The sequence below is a fragment of the Pseudoduganella sp. SL102 genome (genome assembly GCF_027856995.1).
GTDB classification, from domain to species: domain Bacteria; phylum Pseudomonadota; class Gammaproteobacteria; order Burkholderiales; family Burkholderiaceae_D; genus Rugamonas; species Rugamonas albidiflava.
The window spans coordinates 2,379,677-2,396,492 of record NZ_CP115554.1 but is presented as its reverse complement, the minus strand read 5'-3'; the positions used below and the strand labels follow the sequence as shown (position 1 = coordinate 2,396,492).

Annotated in this window: 12 protein-coding genes; 9 read left to right on the top strand and 3 right to left on the bottom strand. The window is 65.7% G+C overall.

All coding sequences use genetic code 11. The features are described from left to right. Positions 1-425: 425 nt before the first annotated feature. The 4 genes from OU994_RS10125 (at position 426) to OU994_RS10110 (ending at position 6,199) form a co-directional block, all read left to right on the top strand. Positions 426-3,425, top strand: coding sequence for a M12 family metallo-peptidase (locus OU994_RS10125; protein ID WP_281610642.1), 3,000 nt, complete (start codon positions 426-428; stop codon positions 3,423-3,425). A 200-nt stretch (positions 3,426-3,625) separates the two neighbouring features. Further along, positions 3,626-4,183 (top strand): cohesin domain-containing protein, encoded by a 558-nt coding sequence (locus OU994_RS10120; protein WP_281610641.1) that lies wholly within the window; start codon positions 3,626-3,628, stop codon positions 4,181-4,183. A gap of 134 nt (positions 4,184-4,317) precedes the next feature. Further along, positions 4,318-5,514: a fatty acid desaturase gene (locus OU994_RS10115; RefSeq protein ID WP_281610640.1), complete on the top strand. Its 1,197-nt coding sequence runs from the start codon at positions 4,318-4,320 to the stop codon at positions 5,512-5,514. An 88-nt stretch (positions 5,515-5,602) separates the two neighbouring features. Beyond that, entirely contained in the window at positions 5,603-6,199 is a 597-nt protein-coding gene (locus tag OU994_RS10110; protein ID WP_281610639.1) for a YigZ family protein, read from the top strand. On the opposite strand, the gene OU994_RS10105 is transcribed toward OU994_RS10110, so the two are convergent. From OU994_RS10105 to OU994_RS10095, 3 genes are all read right to left on the bottom strand, one after another. Continuing rightward, positions 6,171-7,364: a DUF418 domain-containing protein gene (locus tag OU994_RS10105; protein WP_281610638.1), complete on the bottom strand. Its 1,194-nt coding sequence runs from the start codon at positions 7,362-7,364 to the stop codon at positions 6,171-6,173. The genes OU994_RS10110 and OU994_RS10105 overlap by 29 nt on opposite strands. 211 nt (positions 7,365-7,575) lie before the next feature. Beyond that, positions 7,576-9,513, bottom strand: coding sequence for a helicase-related protein (locus tag OU994_RS10100; protein ID WP_281610637.1), 1,938 nt, complete (start codon positions 9,511-9,513; stop codon positions 7,576-7,578). A gap of 223 nt (positions 9,514-9,736) precedes the next feature. Next, positions 9,737-10,957, bottom strand: coding sequence for an MFS transporter (locus OU994_RS10095; protein ID WP_281610636.1), 1,221 nt, complete (start codon positions 10,955-10,957; stop codon positions 9,737-9,739). Between the two features lie 229 nt (positions 10,958-11,186). Between OU994_RS10095 and OU994_RS10090 the strand changes: the two genes are divergently transcribed. From OU994_RS10090 to OU994_RS10070, 5 genes are all read left to right on the top strand, one after another. Beyond that, on the top strand, positions 11,187-11,735 hold the full coding sequence (locus OU994_RS10090; protein WP_281610635.1) for a DUF5625 family protein: 549 nt from the start codon (positions 11,187-11,189) through the stop codon (positions 11,733-11,735). Between the two features lie 3 nt (positions 11,736-11,738). Continuing rightward, positions 11,739-13,346 (top strand): OmpA family protein, encoded by a 1,608-nt coding sequence (locus OU994_RS10085; RefSeq protein ID WP_281610634.1) that lies wholly within the window; start codon positions 11,739-11,741, stop codon positions 13,344-13,346. A gap of 277 nt (positions 13,347-13,623) precedes the next feature. After that, positions 13,624-14,043: a hypothetical protein gene (locus tag OU994_RS10080; RefSeq protein ID WP_281610633.1), complete on the top strand. Its 420-nt coding sequence runs from the start codon at positions 13,624-13,626 to the stop codon at positions 14,041-14,043. Then, on the top strand, positions 14,044-15,513 hold the full coding sequence (locus OU994_RS10075; protein ID WP_281610632.1) for an ATPase domain-containing protein: 1,470 nt from the start codon (positions 14,044-14,046) through the stop codon (positions 15,511-15,513). 4 nt (positions 15,514-15,517) lie between these two features. Continuing rightward, complete coding sequence (locus OU994_RS10070; RefSeq protein WP_281611611.1) at positions 15,518-16,801, top strand: hybrid sensor histidine kinase/response regulator; 1,284 nt, start codon at positions 15,518-15,520, stop codon at positions 16,799-16,801. The last annotated feature ends 15 nt before the right edge of the window (positions 16,802-16,816 follow it).

Below are 16,816 nucleotides of genomic sequence, written 5' to 3'. Positions count from 1 at the left end.
CGGCCGTGAATGCCGACCGAAAACGCAAGCCAAAAAAGCAGGCCGAAAACGCCGGCCGGAAAACCCGGCCATTCCCGGCAACAAAGACCTTTCAAGGCACCTTGGCCAGTGCGAAATGCAAGCTTTTCAACGTCTTTACAACGCCGCCAAAGATTGTGCTTGAGTTATGTAACAAGCCGGCAATAGTATGGTTGAGTTCTATTGCCTTATTTGCATCAGGCACCAGGACCACCGCCGCACAGACGGCGGATGCACAGGGATGCCGGCACCAGGACGCAGCAAAAAGCACCGCAGAGGCATGGATGAGGTACTAAAACAGGCACTAGAACAGGCACTGAAACAGGCACTAGGCACTAGAACAGGCACCAAAGAGGCAACACAACAAGACCACCGAGTAGAGCAAACCAGTCGCGAAAGGACATTGCATGAGAATCAAGCCGTCGACCCCGCCGCACCACGGCGGGAACCAGATGATGCGCGCCGCACCGGGCGTGCGATCCTCCCTGGCCCTCTGTATCGCCCTCGCCTTCACTGCCGCCGCGCCGATCGCGCACGCTGCACAGACGGCGACTTCCGCAGTGTCCACCCAGCGCGCCGCGCCGCATTGGCAAAGCGTGGCCAAGCCGGCCGATGGGCTGAGCACCGGCGGCGCCCGAAAGCCCGCGCTGAAACTGAAGAAATACCACGCGGCCACGCTCGACAAGAATGGCATGAAGGGCGTGACGGCTGCGGCGCCGCTGGAACGCGGCCTCGGCGAAGTTCCCGATTCCCTGACGATTTCCCTGCCCCACCCGGACGGCGGCTTCCAGCGCTTCGCCCTGGTCGAATCGCCGATCATGGAACCGGGCCTGGCGGCCAAGCACCCCGACATCAAGACCTACCGCGGCAAGGGCATCGACGACCCGTCCGCCACGCTGCGGATGGACATCACCAAGCTGGGCCTGCACGCCTCGGTGCGCTCGCCGAAGGGCGGCTGGTACGTCGATCCGTACTACCATCTCGACGACAGCCTGTATGCCAGCTATTACGGCCGCGACCTGGCCAACCAGCATGGTCCGCTGGTGGAAGCCGCGCTGGGCGAAGCGCAGCTGACGCTGTCGCGCGGCTTCTACAAGGAAGGCGACAACCTGGAAGTGCGCGGGCTGAACTTCACGCCGGGCGCCAGCGTCAGCATCACCGTGCGCGCCGAAGGTGAAACCGTGGCACTGCAGACCGCCACCGCCACCGCGGACAGCAACGGCGTCGTGGCATTGACGCTGCCGGCCGGCTCCACCGGCGCGTTCGAAGTCGTGGCCAGCGATGGCCGCGCCACCACCACCGCCGGCTACCACGTGGTCAATGCCGGCGCGGCCGCCAGTGCCACCGTCGGCAACCAGCTGCGCACGTATCGCCTGGCACTGGTAACCGATCCCACCTACGCCAACTACTTCGGTGGCTCGGCCAACGTCACGGCTGCCAAGGTCACGCTGATCAACCGCGTCACGCAGATCTACGAAGATGAAACGTCGATCCGCCTGGTACTGGTCGACGCCACCGATGCGCTGAACCTGGATACCGACGCGCAGATGACCGGCGCCAACGGCCCGTGCGGCGGTGCGGCCTGCTACACGCCCTCGCAAGCCGAAGGCTGCGGCGGCAGCACGCTGGGGCGCAACCGCATCGTGACCGGCCTGCTGGTCGGCGCCAGCAACTTCGACATCGGCCACATCGGCTTCGGCCTGAATGGCGGCGGCATCGCCAGCCTCGGCGTGGTCGGCGGCGCGTTCAAGGCGCAGGGTTGCACGGGCGTGCCGACCCCCGTGGGCGACGTGTTCGCCGTCGACTACGTGGCCCATGAAATCGGCCACCAGTTCTCGGGCAACCACACCTTCAACGGCGTGAACGGCAGTTGCGCCGGCGGCAACCGCAATCCGGACACTTCCGTCGAAGTCGGCAGCGGCACGTCGATCATGGCCTACGCCGGCATTTGCGATACGGACGACATCCAGCCGCACAGCGACCCGTACTGGTCGCAACGCAGCTTCGATGAAATCGTCGCCTACACGTCGGGCGCCGAATCCACCAACAACGAAGTGCAGGCGGGCGTGCTGCGCAACTTCACCACGAACGGGCAGCAATTCCAGATCAGCTGGAACGGCAACCTGTCCGCGCCGATCGTGCGCGGCACGAACTACACGGCCGGCGGCATCCGTGCGGCAATCCAGGCCATCGCCGGCTGGCCGGCCGGCGCCACCGCCGTTGTCAGCGCCGTGAGCAATACCGGCTTCACGGTCACATTCGGCGGCACCCTGGCCGACACCAATGTGCCACAACTGGGGCTGGCGAACCTCTCCGCCGGCGTGACCGGCTTCACCGGCGAGATCGTCGCCGGCGGCCTGACCATGCGCGGCGGCAGCGTGACGTCGAGCGGCAACAGCGCCCCGCAGGTCAGCGCGCCGGCGGCCTACACGATCCCGGTGCGCACGCCATTCGCACTGACCGGCAGTGCCACCGATCCGGACGGTGACACCGTCACCTACCTGTGGGAGCAGAACGACCAGGGCAGCTTCGACGGCACGGCGCTGACCGATAACGTGAAAACGAACGGCCCGCTGTTCAGCCAGTTCGGCAAGCGCGCCCTCGTCAGCAGCCAGGACACGATCAAGTACAACTCGCCTGGCGAAAACCAGGTAACGACCGACCCGACGCGCGTCTTCCCGGACATCGACCAGATCCTGGCGAACAACACCAATGCGGAAAGCGGCGCCTGCCCCACGCCTTCCGGCGCGCCGACCGCCGCCCATATCGAGTGCTATGCCGAGTTCCTGCCGACCGTGGCCTACGTAGGTTACGAAGGCAACGCCAATCCGGCGGCACTGAACTTCCGGGTGACCGCGCGCGACGGCCGTGGCGGCGTCAACAGCGCCGATACGAAGCTCGTGCTGGCCCACGGTGCCGGGCCATTCCTGGTCACGTCGCATAACGCGGCCGGCACGCTGCAAGCGGGTGCGACCCAGACCGTGACGTGGAGCGTGGCCAACACCGACACGGCGCCGGTCGGCGTCGACAACGTGAAGATCTCGCTGTCGACGGATGGCGGCAAGACGTGGCCGCACACGCTGGCCGCCAGCACGCCGAACGACGGCAGCGCCACGGTCACCCTGCCCGCCGTGGCCTCGAAGACCGCCCGCCTCAAGGTGGAGGCACTCGGCAACGTGTTCTTCGACGTGTCGAACGCCAACTTCACGATCAACCTGCCGGGCGACGTCAACGCCGACGGCGTCGTAAACTGTGGGGATCTGGGTGTCATCCGCGCCGCCTTCGGCACGCGCACCGGCCAGCCCGGTTTCGATCCACGGGCCGACGTCGTCCAGGATGGCGTCATCAACGTGCGGGACCTGACTTACGTGGCACGTCTCGTGCCGGAGGGAACGTCCTGCAACTGACCGTTGTCGAGCTCGTGACGCAGCTTGCTGCGTCACGAGGCACTACCGGCCGGGGCTCGCCCCGGCACGGATGACCATCGCATTTCGATGAAGCGAATATTGACCGAGCGAATTCCGATGAATCACGTACCGGCTCAGGTACCCGATCAGGTACCCGATCACGTACTGAATATTGCCCACCCGGCATAAGGAGAAACAAGATGAGTGGATGGAAGAAATACCTGGGCGCGGCGCTGCTGAGCGCGGCGAGCATGCAGGCCTATGCGGCCACGCTGACGCCCGTTGCGGCGCCCAACCCGTCGACCGTTGGGCAGACGGTCGAACTGGATGTGCAACTGGTCGATGTCACCGACCTGTACAGCTACCAGTTTTCCCTGCAGTTCGATCCGACCGTACTGCAAGTGAGCAGCGTGGAACTGGGCGACTTCCTCGGCGGCACGTTCAATTCCACGGGCAGCTTCGACAACGCGGCCGGCACGGTTTCCTACGTGTTCAGCTCGCTGCTCGGCGCCATTCCCGGCGTGTCCGGCACGGGCAGCCTCGGCACGATTTCGTTCCAGGCTGTCGGCGCCGGCAATTCGACGGTGAGCTTCTTCGACACGCTGCTGCTCGACAGCGGCCAGCTCGACATCGACACCACGCTGGGCACCGCCACGGTACAGGTGCTGGCCGTGCCGGAACCGTCCACCTACCTGATGCTGGGCGTTGGCCTGATCGGCGTGGCCGCGCTGCGCCGCCGCCAGCTGGCGCGCGCCTGACCGGCGCCTGATGCCGGGCTGCGCGCGCAGCCCGGCATTTCCATCGCACCGGCGCGAAGCCGTGTGGTGCGCATGCATCGACGGTCCCGCCAAAAGGGACTATGCTGGTCACCTGCCGTCACGGAAAGAACAGCATGGATGCCATTTCCGCCTTGCTCGCATTCCTCGACCATGGCGTACTCGACTGGAGCGCATGGGCGATCGTGGCCGCGACACTGGCGCTGACGCACGTCACCATCGCCGCCGTCACCATCTACCTGCACCGCTGCCAGGCGCACCGGGCGCTGACACTGCATCCGGCGGCCAGCCATGTCTTCCGCTTCTGGCTATGGCTCACCACGGGCATGGTCACGCGCGAATGGGTGGCCGTGCACCGCAAGCACCATGCCCGCTGCGAGGTCGACGGCGACCCGCACAGTCCCGCCGTATTCGGCATTCGCCGCGTGCTCACGCAAGGCTCGGAACTGTACCGGACCGAGGCGGCCAACCCCGTCACGGTGGAACAATACGGCGCCGGCACCCCGGACGACTGGGTCGAACGCCACGTGTATTCCCGCTTCGTGTGGCAAGGGGTCGGACTCATGCTGGTACTCGACGTGGTGCTGTTCGGCGCCATCGGCCTCACCGTGTGGGCGGTACAGATGTTGTGGATTCCCGTCACGGCGGCCGGCATCATCAACGGCCTGGGCCATTGGTGGGGCTACCGCAACTATGACGGTCCCCATGCCGCCACCAATATCGGGCCGCTGGGCCTGCTGATCGGCGGCGAGGAACTGCACAACAACCACCACACCTACCCGACATCGGCCCGCCTGTCGTCGCGCTGGTTCGAGTTCGACGTCGGCTGGCTGTATATCCGCCTGCTGCAGGCCTGCCGGCTCGCCCGCGTGGCGCGCGTGGCACCGCGGCCGCTCCGCGCGGCGCCCAAGCCGGAAGCGGACCTGCACACGCTGCACGCGATCATCGCCAACCGGCACGAAGTGATGGCCCGCTACGCGCGCATGTTGCGGCGCGCGTTCCGGCAAGATGCAAGACAAGCGCACGAGGTGAAGTTCGACAAGCGCTTCCTGGCCCAGGTCGACCGGCTGCTGCGCCGCGATCCCGGCTTCGTGACAGGCGAACAGGCGGCCTCGCTGGCATTGTTCCTGCGCCACCGCGGCGCCCTGCTGACGATGCAGCAACTGCGTGCCGAACTGGCCGAACTGTGGCAGCGCCAGCATGCCGCGCCGGAGGAATTGCTGGCGCACCTGCGCGAATGGTGCGAACGCGCCGAGCTGTCCGGCATCGGCGCGCTGCGCGAGTTCGCGGCGCGCCTGCGCAGCTACGCCTGACGCGGCCGCCGATGCCGGGTGACCGCCCATCTTCCGGCGCGGCCGGGCCGCCGGTTACAATCGGCGGCCCTCCCTTCTTTCCGCACCGATGCCGCACACCCTCGCCGCCCCCTGCTCCGCCGAACTGCTGATCAAGAAAAGCCGCTTCATCGCCTGCGTGCAGCCGATGGCCGACCGCGCCGCCGCGCAGGCCGTCGTGGCGCGCCTGAAGGCCGAGCATCCCGGCGCTGCCCACGTCTGCTGGGCATTGCTGGCCGGCGGACAGTCAGCCGCGGTCGACGATGGCGAACCCAGCGGCACGGCAGGCCGGCCGATGCTCGACGTGCTGCGCCACCAGGACCTGGAAGGCGTGCTGGCCACCGTGGTGCGCTATTTCGGCGGAGTCAAACTGGGTGCGGGCGGCCTCGTGCGTGCCTACACGGATGGCGTGGCGCAGGCACTGCTGCAGGCCGAGCGTGTCGCCATCGTCAAGTCGCGCGAACTGCGCTGCGCCGTGCCGTATGCGCTGGAAGGCATGCTGCGGCGCGAGCTGGATGCCGCCGGTGCCACGTTGCTGGACGCGGCGCATGGCGACGCCGTGGTCTTCCATTTCAGCCTGCCGGACAATGCCGCCGAGGCACTCGTGGCGCGCCTGAACGAGGCGGGCCACGGGCGGCTCAGCTGGCTGGACGACCCAGTGCCGTAGCGGGTGCGCCGAGCCAGGTGAGGCGATGCCACAGCGCCTCCAGCGGCCCCTGCCTGTGGCGTTTCAGCCACCATGCCGAGAACAGGCCCTGCAGTACCGCCAGCACGGCACCGATCAGCAGGCATGCGGTGGCGCCCGTGATCTTGTACAGGCCGAAACCGAAACCGTAATACAGCGCCGTGCCCACCATCGACTGGCTCACGTAACTGGTCAGGCTCATCCGGCCGAGCGGCGCGAACGCATCCAGTACCCGCAGCAGGGTGCCGCGCTGGTACAGCAGCGCGAACCCGGCAACGATGACGCCCATCAGCGCGAAGTTCGACCATGACTTGACGATCGCCATCAACGGCCGTTGCAGCGCCTGCCCGGTCACGGCGGCATCGAGCCCCCTGGTGGCGGCATACAGCACCGCGAAGCACACCACGGCGGCCACCAGCAGCCGGCGCCACAAGGCGCGGTTGGCGTCGGACAGCGCGAAGACGCCGGCGCGGCCGGCCAGCATGCCGAGCATGAACAGCGCCGGGATCTGGAAGAAGCGGCCGTTTTCCCAGCTCCACAGCACCGCCGCCGTCTTGCCGATGGTAACGTTGCCCAGGTAGGTCTGCAGCATCGTGCCGCCTGTCATGTACTCGGTCGTGCGGGCGAACCAGGCCCAGGACGCCGGGTCCGGCAACTTCGCATCCGGCTGGGGCAGCGCCTGCAGGACCTGGGCCCACAGGTACGGTTGCAGCAGCAGGACTGCGGCGATTGCCAGCACCGTGCGACTGCCCAGCCTGGCCACCGGCAGCAGCGTGAACGACATCACGGCGTAGAACGACAGGATGTCGCCCTGGTAGAACAGCGAATTCAGCATGCCGAAACCCAGCAGCAGGACCATGCGCCAGGCGAAACGGGGCCGGAAGTCTTCCCCGGCCGCGGCGCGGCGCGAGAACTGCAGGTGGAAAGTCACGCCGAACAGCAGTGCGAAGATCAGATAAGCCTTGCCGGCGAACAGGAAGAACATGCCGTCCCAGACATTCTGGTCCAGCGCCACCAGCCAGTCCGGCTGCCCGGCCGGCTTGTGGTAGAGGTCGAAATGCTCGAGGTTATGCAGCAGCATGATCGACACGATGGCGAAGCCACGCAGGGCATCGACGAGATCGAGGCGGGAGGAAGTTGGCGGCATCGCAATCCTGTCGGAAATGAACGTGCCGGCCATTGTGGATGAAAACGTTACCAATTACCAGCATCCGCTGCTCATCCACTTGCACGCTTCAAACGCCGAAAACCGGTGACAGGCTCCGATTAAAAAAACGGTGACAGGCACCATTTTTGGAGAAACATTTCCAAGTAATTGGTGCCTGTCACCGTTTTTCCGCGCCGGCGTTGCCGGGCGCTCAGCGGCGGCGGTGGTGCCGGCGCCGTGACGACGTGTTCTGGTCCTGCAGCATCGCATCGACCCGCTCGGACGCCGAGCGCGACAGTTCCAGCGCCAGTTCGATGTCCGGGAAATGTTCCGGCAGGCGGTAGCCCAGCCATGCATAGGCGGAATACAGCCGGCAGGTATCTTCCACTTCCTGCAGGGTCATGTAGTGCAGCTGGTGGTCGTCCGGCTGGAGCCGCGTGATGCGCTTCTTCGACAGCGCCACGCACCAGTGTTCCCAGGCGCGCTGCAGCGCGAGCACCTTGGTCGACACGGGTACCAGCGACAGCGCGAACTTGTCGGCCACCGACAGCGGCAGCGTGTCGAGCCACTGGGCGCGCTCCATCTGGTCTTCGGTGATGCGCGGATAGAAGAAACCGTCCGGCACGTCGATGTTGTGGATGAAGCGCTTCAGCAGCTTGGCCAGCGAGGTTTCCTGCGTCACGGCGGCGATGCGGTGCAGGTGTTCCAGGGTGGGCGCCACCGCGAAGCCGCTGGTGTTGAGGGGCACCGGCTTTTCCTTCAGCAGCGAGCGCATCACCTCGTGGCTGTCCGGGTCGTAGCCGGCCACCAGGCCTTCCTCGTGGATGCCGTAGCGCCCCGCCCGGCCGGCGATCTGGCGCGCCAGCGGTGCCGGGATTTCCTCTTCCTCGACGCCGTTGAACTTGACGGTGGAAGTCATCACGATGCGCTGGATCGGCATGTTCAAGCCCATCGCAATGGCATCGGTGCCGACCACGATGTCGGCTTCGCCGTCCCGGAAGCGCTGGGCCTGCGCGCGCCGCACCTCGGGCGACAGGTTGCCATACACGGTGGCCACCGAATGGCCCATCTCGGCCACCATGTCGCGCCACATCAGCACGTCGCGCCGCGAAAAGGCGATCAACGCGTCGCCCGGGCGCAGGTTCTTCACCTTGCGCACCGGGCCCGGCTCCATCGACAGCGGCCCCTTGCGCTTCATCACGTGCACTTCGATCGGGCATTCGAGGCGCTCGGCCAGCGCTTCCACCGCGCGGCGTGCCTCCGGCGCCCCCACCAGGTACACGGTGCGGGCCGGCGCGCCGCACACGGCCGCGGTCCAGGCCGCGCCGCGGTCGCGGTCCGCCAGCATCTGGATTTCATCGATCACGGCCACGTCGACCGGCGTACGGGTATCCAGCATCTCGACCGTGCTGGCGACATGGGTGGCATCTTCCGCGATCCGGCGCTCTTCGCCCGTGACGAGGCTGACGGCCAGCGGCTTGCCGTGCCGCGTGACTTCCAGCAGGCGCTCGTAGTTCTCCAGCGCCAGCAGCCGCAATGGCGCCAGGTACACGCCGCTGGCGGCCTTGGCCAGCGCTTCCATGGCCTTGTGGGTCTTGCCGGAATTGGTAGGGCCCAGCAGCGCGACGAACTTGCGCGGCAGGCGCCGTGCCACCTCGAACGAGGCGGGATATTCGGCCAGGTTGATGCTCTGGCGGGTGCGCTCGGCATGCTGCTCCTCGCGCTGCCGCTCCACCGCATGGCCCAGCCGCTGGCGGATGCGGTCGAACACCACGGAAGCCGGTTCGGATGTCTGTACATCGGCCAGCGAATGCAGGAAATCCATCGGCGCCAGGCCGAACTCGTCGCATTCACCCGCCAGTTCCGCGACGAAGGCGTCGACACTGTCGTGCAGTTCGCGCAGTGCCCGCTCGGTCGAGCGTTCGCGGACCAGCGCGGCGCGCGCCTCGGCATCGAGCTTGCGCCATTTCGATGGCTTGGCCAGCACGCCCTGTGCCGGCACCAGGGCGTAGGGCACGCGCAGCCCGGCCGCCTCGGCGGTGCCGTCGAAGCGCAGGAACACCCTGCCCTCCAGTTTCATCAGCGCGATGCCGCGCTGCGCCAGGCCGAGATCACTGCTCAGCCGATCGTCGTCGAATTCTTCCGTCATTGCCGCACTGTTTCATATCGGGCCACGAGTATAGCTCGCAGCCCGGCGCGCCGTTGCACAGGTGCGCCACCAGGCGCAAAGGCTTCCGGCACCGTCCAGAAAACCGGTGACAGGCTCCGATTAATTTGCAATGTTTCTTCAAAAATGGAGCCTGTCACCGGTTTTCAAAAAAACGGAGCCTGTCACCGGTTTTTTTTTAATGACGCCGGCATGCGGGAAGTGTCTACGCTGCGGGAACCGCGGCGCGGCGGCCGCTGTTGCGCTCCACGGCCAGCGATATGGCGAGCACGGCGATGCCGCCCAAGGGCAGGATCGCGCCGACCAGCGCGGTCGACTGCAGGCCGTAGCCCGCCGCGATGGTCATGCCGCCGGCCCAGGCGCCCAGGGCGTTGGCGATGTTGAAGGCGGAATGGTTCAGTGCCGCGGCCACCGTCTGCGCATCGCCGGCCACGTCCATCAGGCGCGTCTGCACCGCCGGCACCACGGCGATGCCGGTGCCGATCAGGAACAGGTTCAGGCCGGTAAGCCACAGGTTGGCACTCGTGTAGGCAAACGCGGCCAGCACGAGCGCTTCCCAGACCAGCACGCCGAAGATCGTCGCTGTCTGATTGCGGTCGGCCAGCCAGCCGCCGGCCAGGCTGCCCACCGTCATGCCCACGCCGATCAGGCCCAGCAGCACGGAAATCTCCAGCGGCGACGCGTGCGTGATCTGCTGCAGGGTCGGCGTCACATAGGTGTACATGGCGAACATGCCGCCGAAGCCGATCGCCACCATCAGCAGGGTCAGCCACACCTGCAAGCGGCGGAACACGCCCAGTTCGCCGCGGATGCTGGCATTGCCGGCGGCGATGAACGGCAGGAAGACAAACACCATCGCCACGGTCAGCAGTGCCAGCGCGCCGACGATGGCAAATGCCGAACGCCAGCCCATCGCCTGCCCCAGCCACGTGGCCAGCGGCACGCCGAAGATGTTGGCGACGGTCAGCCCCAGCATCACGCGGCCAACGGCCTGGGCCCGCTTGTCGGGCGTGACGAGCGCCGCCGCCACGAGCGCGGCCACGCCGAAATAGGCGCCGTGCGGAATGCCAGCCACGAAGCGGGCCAGGATCAGCAGCCCCGGCGTGGGCGCCAGCGCGCCGAGGATATTGCCGACGGCATACATCAGCATCAGGCACATCAGCATCATCCGGCGCGGCATGCGCGCCATGAAGATCGTGATCAGTGGCGCGCCCACCACCACGCCCAGCGCATAGGCGCTGATCATGTGGCCCATGTCGGGCAGCGTGGTGCCGAGATCCTGGGCGACCAGTGGCAGGATGCTCATCGACGCGAACTCGCCGGTGCCGATGGCGAGGCCGCCGATGGCCAGCGCCAGCTCGGCCATGCCGGCGCCGCGCGGCGCGATGATGGTGGGAGTGGTATCGGACAGTGCTACTTGTTGCATGAATTAGTTCGACGACAAAACAAAGCCGGGCAGGATAGCACGGCCGGTGATAGTTTGCTTGCACCCCGCCGGCACAGGTGACCGGTGCAATAACGGCAATATTTATGAGAAAGGAAGTGCCGATAGGACCGATCGCCTATTCGCGTTGTGCCAACCCGGTAATCGGCCTGGTCATGTCGTGACGTGGCAGTGCGCCATCTCGCCACTCTTCGACGGCGTGCCGATTCGGATGGACCAGGCGGACGCGACCGCCACAGCCCGCTTCAAGGCGCCTGTCGACAAGTCGTATCAGTTGTTGTTCACGTTCAGGTTCGCCGATGACGATACCATGCGCCGGAACGTGACGATCGGCAACCGCCACAACACGTACTGCGACGGCCGGCCCTATGCGCAGGTACCGTCGTTTGCACGTGATTGTCTCGGACGCCCGATGCCGCTGCGCATCGTGGTACGCGCGTCGCGCGGCGGAACCGTGGTCGCCGAGCGGACCTTGGAGTCGCTATGCATCAGCTCGCATGGCGACCCGCTGCGCAAGACCCGCCACCTCACCATTATCGCCTTGCAGCAAGGCGAGTACATTGCCGAGGTAACGAAACTTGCCGCGCAGCCGGAACTGGCCGGCGTACGCGCCGAACTAATGCTGGCGGGCGGCACGGGGCAAGTAGCTTTTCGCCAGGCACGTCGGGATACGGAGCGGGCGGCAAGCACTCGCCCCACAAGTAACGTCGGGCTATACTCGGTCGTTGGAGAAACCATCCTCGACGCCAGGAGCTGTTGACACGTGACCACGGAACCCGAAAAACCTCTACGAGAAGATAAAGGCCCGGCTTGGTTCAACGAGAGTGTGCTGAAACTCGTGGCTTCCACGGTGACGGCGTTAGGCACGACATGCCTGCTTGGCTATTTCGTGTATATCACGTATTTTCCACCATTCGACCCCGCAGCAATAGGCGGTCTGCTGCTTTCCCTGTCGTTCGTCGTCCTGCCCCTATGTGCATTGTTTTCCGCTGTGCTGCTATCGCCGTACGTTATGATCGGCGTTTGGATCCGGGCAAGGCCGCGTCGCCATGGTGACGCACATTTCAATATGGAGCTGTTGTGGTTTGTCGTGACAGCAGCAGCTTGCTTCATATTCTTCGGTTTTGCCCTGCTTGGCTACGCCTACATGAATTGGGACATGGATTGGGTCCTGCTCCTGTACCTGAGCTTCCTGTTACTAATCTTCTGCCTGTACTTTACCGCAGTCCGGTCGCGCCACCGCCGTCGGCACAGCAAAATTTACACGCCGGAAAATGCTCTGCGCTATCACCGGCTGTGCGCATGGCGGCGCGTGCGCGGCATCTGGATCACCCGCTTCGGCAACACCATATTTGTGGGCCTGTTAACCGCTTCCCCCCTTAGCTTTGTCTTCCTGCTGCTGAGCGGCGCGTCGGACCTTCAGAACGACGACTTGGAGGCTGCAGCGCAAGCCATCTTCTGGACCGGTGCGGTGGTCGCTATCGTCGGTTACTTCGCCATTCACCTTGTCTATTCTCCTAGGTGGCGCCGCGCCTGGATTCTATGCGCGCTGATGGTATTCGCGCTTCCGCCGGTCGCCAGTATCCTGGCACACGCACCGGGCGTGTTACCGATGAGTGTCGCGCACGTTACCAAACTGGGCAACTTCAGTGCAAATCGGATCGTGATGTCAGGAAAGGCATGCCCATTGCTGTCCCCCTATCTGGAGCTCGATTGCAAAGAGATCGGCGAAAAAGCGTTCGACGTATGTAACGTTCACGTCATGTCGCGCGTTGGCAGCGAGAGCTATCTGCGTATCGCTTCCCGCGAACAGGACAAAGCGAGCGGGTACCACATCAAGGCCGTACTAATTCCAACCGCCGCGATAGAGGGAATGGAAGTCGACTTTTTGTTTCGCGCACTGCGCCTCGACCAAGTCGACAAGCGGCTGGCAAAGCGGAGCTCGTCCTGCCCGGTCATGCTGCTCTCGCTCCAGGCCGACTCATCCTTTGGTTTCAATGGTTTCACGTTGAGTGACGAAGGGAAGCAGCAACTTGCCGAATTGCTCCGGTCCATCAGCGCCTCGGCGCCAAGGGTCGAACAAATCCGGGTTACAGGACATGCTGACTCAGTCGGGACGCTCGCCCATAACAAATGGCTCGCGCTACGCCGAGCAGAAGAGGTGCAACTGTACCTGATCAGGGAAGCGCGAAAGCTCAGAATGGAACTGATGATCGCCGTCGAGTCGAAAGGCTCCAGCGAGCCTGTCATCACCTCATGCAAAAACCACCCACAGCGAATCGCCTGTGAGGCGCCGAACCGCCGCGTCGACATACGGATTATGACGAGACCACTCCTGCCGCTAGACACTCAGCCTGCCCCCCGGCCCTAGAGCACCTGACGAAACCCCCACGGCAGGAGTGGCGTCAAGGGCGGTATCCCATGGCGCGACGCTGCAACGCGGCCATGCAGGTTTATTAGGTGCTCGGTCAAGCGCGTGCGTAAACTCGCCCCAAGGGGCGCCCCGCGCCCCTTCTTTTCAGGCCGCATGCGACAATGCCCCGGCACGATCGGCGACGTGCCATTCGTGCTCATCGGGCAACGTTTATAATGGCGCTACACGGCGGCTGCGCATTTCCGCTCGAGCACCTACACACTGATCAGCATGCATGGATAACAAAGACGACAAGCGCACGCAACTGATTCGCGCGATGCTGGCACAGCCCGGCGGTGCGGATGCGGCGGAGCGGCACCTGCTGCCCTGGCGCTCGCTGGCGTTGCACTTGAGCCCCCTGATCGGGGAAAACGGCTTCAGCGCACTGTACGGGCGCACCGGGCGGCTGCTGGCGGCACAGCATGGCTGGCTCACCACGGGTCCATCGTCGCAGCCACTCGATGCCTTGTTCCGGACACTGCTGGAAGACCTTGCCAGGGCGGAGCCGGCGCAGGCGGCGCAGGCGAACGAAGCCCTGCTGGCCACGTTTGCACGGTTGCTGACCGAGTTGATCGGCGAAGGCTTGACGACCAAGTTGATCGATACCGCGTGGAACGGCGTACAGGCACCAAACAATGCAGGGGAGCAGAAGTAAATGAGCGGAAAAGTAAGTCTGGGATTGCTGGAGACCGGTGTACCGGGGCTGGACACCCTGCTCGGCGGCGGACTGGGCGAGTATTCGTTCAATCTGATCGCCGGGGCACTCGGCAGCGGCAAGACGACGCTGGCGCACCAGATGATGTTCGCGCTGGCCACGCCCGAGCGGCGCGCGCTGTTCTTCACCGTGCTGGGCGAACCGCCGATGAAGATGCTGCGCTACCAGCAGCAATACGATTTCTTCGAACTCGACAAGGTCGGCAGCGCGATCCGCTACGTCAACCTGGCCGATGACTTGCGCAGCGGTGATTTCTCCGGCGTGCTGGAGCGCATCATGCGCGAAGTCGAGGCATTCTCGCCCAGCCTGGTGTTCGTCGACTCGTTCCGCTCCGTGGCGCAGACGGCGAAAAACGGCAGCGAAGGCATCGCCGACCTGCAGCACTTCATCCAGGAACTGGGAACGCGGATGACCAGCTGGCAAGCCACCACGTTCCTGATCGGCGAATACGTGCACGTGGAAGCCGAAGCCAACCCGATCATGACCGTGGCGGACGGCGTGCTGGCGCTGTCGCAGTCGCAGCAGGACAATTCGATCGTGCGCAAGATCCGCGTCGTCAAGATGCGCGGGCAGGCCCACATGGGCGGCATGCACACCTTCCGCATGGGCGACGACGGCGTGCGCATCTTCCCGCGCCTGTTGCCGCCGCTGGCCTCCGACCGGCTGCCCGGCGTGCCGGTGGACCGCGATCCGCGCCGCATTTCCAGCGGCGTGCCGACGCTGGACGTGCTGCTGCACGGCGGCATCCCGCAAGGCCACTCGATCCTCGTGGCCGGCCCCTCGGGTTCCGGCAAGACCATCCTCGGCACGCAATTCCTCGCCGAAGGCGCCCGGCAGGGCGAGAAAGGCGTGGCCTGTTATTTCGAGAAGGGTACGTCGCGCCTGCGCAATGCCGCGCTGGCGGAGATGGTGCAGGGCGGCCACGTTCGCATCGTCGAGACCCAGGCCCTCGACCTGACCGCTGACGAACTGCTGCAAGACCTGCTGGCGGCGATCGACGAGACCGGCGCGCAGCGCGTCGTCATCGATTCGCTGTCCGAGTTCCTGCTGTACCTGGCGCCCGAGTTCCGCCGCGAATTCCGCGTGACCGTGTTCCGCATCCTGTCGCACCTGGCCAAGCGGGGCGTGACGGTGATGGTCACGATGGGCCTGGAAGACCGCTTCACCGAGCTGCGCTTCTCCGATGCCGAGGTGTCGTTCCTGACGGACGGCATCATCGCCACCCGCTACGTGGAAATGCAGGGCGAGCTGACGAAAGTGATTTCGGTCGTCAAGCTGCGAGGCTGTTCGCACAGCAGCGCGCTGCGCTCCTTCCGCATCACCGACGCCGGCATCGAGATCGAGGAAAGCAAGGTGCGCTTCGACGGCATGCTGTCCGGCCACCCTTCCGCGCAACGCGACGGCGGCTGACGTGATGGCGGACCTGGACCAGCCGCAGCACAACGATTCGCAGCACGTGGCCGAGCTGCGGCTCGCGCTGCGCCAGGCCCGCTTTGAAAACGACCTGCTGCGCGAGGCCAACAGCTACCTGGTGCAGGCCACCGTCACGGCGCAAACGCTGCAGGACGAGGCGGAAGCGACCAACCGCAGCCAGAACGAGTTCCTGGCCATGCTGGCCCATGAGTTGCGCAATCCCCTGGCCCCGATCAGCATGGCCGCCGCCATGCTGGAGCGCATGCCCGACCTGACGCCGGAACTGGCCACGCTGCGCAATGTGATCAGCCGCCAGACCGAGCACATGGCCCGCCTGCTGGACGACCTGCTCGACGCGGCGCGCATCAGCAGCGGCCGCATCACGCTGGACGTGGCGCCCGTCACGCTGGCGGACGTGATCGAACGCGCCGTGGAAACCGTGCAGCCGCGCATCGTCGAGCGGGCCCAGCGGCTGGAAGTGCGGGTGACGGCGCCGGAACTCACACTGAACGGCGACCGCGTGCGCCTCACGCAGGTATTTTCCAACCTGCTCGGCAATGCCTCGAAGTACACCCAGGATGGCGGCCAGCTGGTGCTGGAAGCGGGCGCCGGCGCGGCGGGCGTGCGGGTGACGGTAAGCGACAACGGCACCGGCATCGCCGCCGACGTGCTGCCCCATATCTTCGACCTGTTCACGCAGGGCCCCCGTTCGCTGGCCCGTTCCGAGGGTGGCCTCGGCGTCGGATTGAACGTGGTGCGCAACCTGGTGCACATGCACGGCGGCACCGTGCAGGGCGACAGTGCCGGCCCCGGCCGGGGCAGCGTCTTCACGGTGGACCTGCCGGCCGGCGAGCCGATGCCGGCCACGCCGGAACATCCGGCGGCATCGGCCGTGCAGCACGAGGCATGCCGCGTGCTGCTGGTCGAGGATAACGTGGATGTCTGCGATACGCTGAAGGGCTTCCTGATGCTCGACGCGCACGACGTCACGGCGGCCTACGACGGCAGCGCGGGCCTGGCGCTGGCGCAGGGCGGCGGCTTCGACGTGCTGATCTGCGATATCGGCCTGCCGGGGCTCGATGGCCTGGAAGTGATCCGCCGGCTGCGCGCCGGCGGCGACCAGGTGTTCGCAGTGGCGCTGTCCGGCTACGGCCAGGCCCAGGACCGCGCCAACGCGCTGGCCGCCGGCTTCGACGAGTACCTCGTCAAGCCGGTGCGGCCGGACAGCCTGCTGGAACTGATCGACTCCCTGCCTTGCCGGCAGCGGCGCCACCAGCGCGGGTAAGCCCGGCTGGTGGCG

Bases quoted from the DNA above. Each gene is read 5' to 3' on its own strand.
- OU994_RS10125 (WP_281610642.1), top strand. From the start codon at position 426: ATGAGAATCAAGCCGTCGACCCCGCCGCACCACGGCGGGAACCAGATG.
- OU994_RS10120 (WP_281610641.1), top strand. From the start codon at position 3,626: ATGAGTGGATGGAAGAAATACCTGGGCGCGGCGCTGCTGAGCGCGGCG.
- OU994_RS10115 (WP_281610640.1), top strand. From the start codon at position 4,318: ATGGATGCCATTTCCGCCTTGCTCGCATTCCTCGACCATGGCGTACTC.
- OU994_RS10110 (WP_281610639.1), top strand. From the start codon at position 5,603: ATGCCGCACACCCTCGCCGCCCCCTGCTCCGCCGAACTGCTGATCAAG.
- OU994_RS10105 (WP_281610638.1), bottom strand. From the start codon at position 7,364: ATGCCGCCAACTTCCTCCCGCCTCGATCTCGTCGATGCCCTGCGTGGC.
- OU994_RS10100 (WP_281610637.1), bottom strand. From the start codon at position 9,513: ATGACGGAAGAATTCGACGACGATCGGCTGAGCAGTGATCTCGGCCTG.
- OU994_RS10095 (WP_281610636.1), bottom strand. From the start codon at position 10,957: ATGCAACAAGTAGCACTGTCCGATACCACTCCCACCATCATCGCGCCG.
- OU994_RS10090 (WP_281610635.1), top strand. From the start codon at position 11,187: ATGGACCAGGCGGACGCGACCGCCACAGCCCGCTTCAAGGCGCCTGTC.
- OU994_RS10080 (WP_281610633.1), top strand. From the start codon at position 13,624: ATGGATAACAAAGACGACAAGCGCACGCAACTGATTCGCGCGATGCTG.
- OU994_RS10075 (WP_281610632.1), top strand. From the start codon at position 14,044: ATGAGCGGAAAAGTAAGTCTGGGATTGCTGGAGACCGGTGTACCGGGG.
- OU994_RS10070 (WP_281611611.1), top strand. From the start codon at position 15,518: ATGGCGGACCTGGACCAGCCGCAGCACAACGATTCGCAGCACGTGGCC.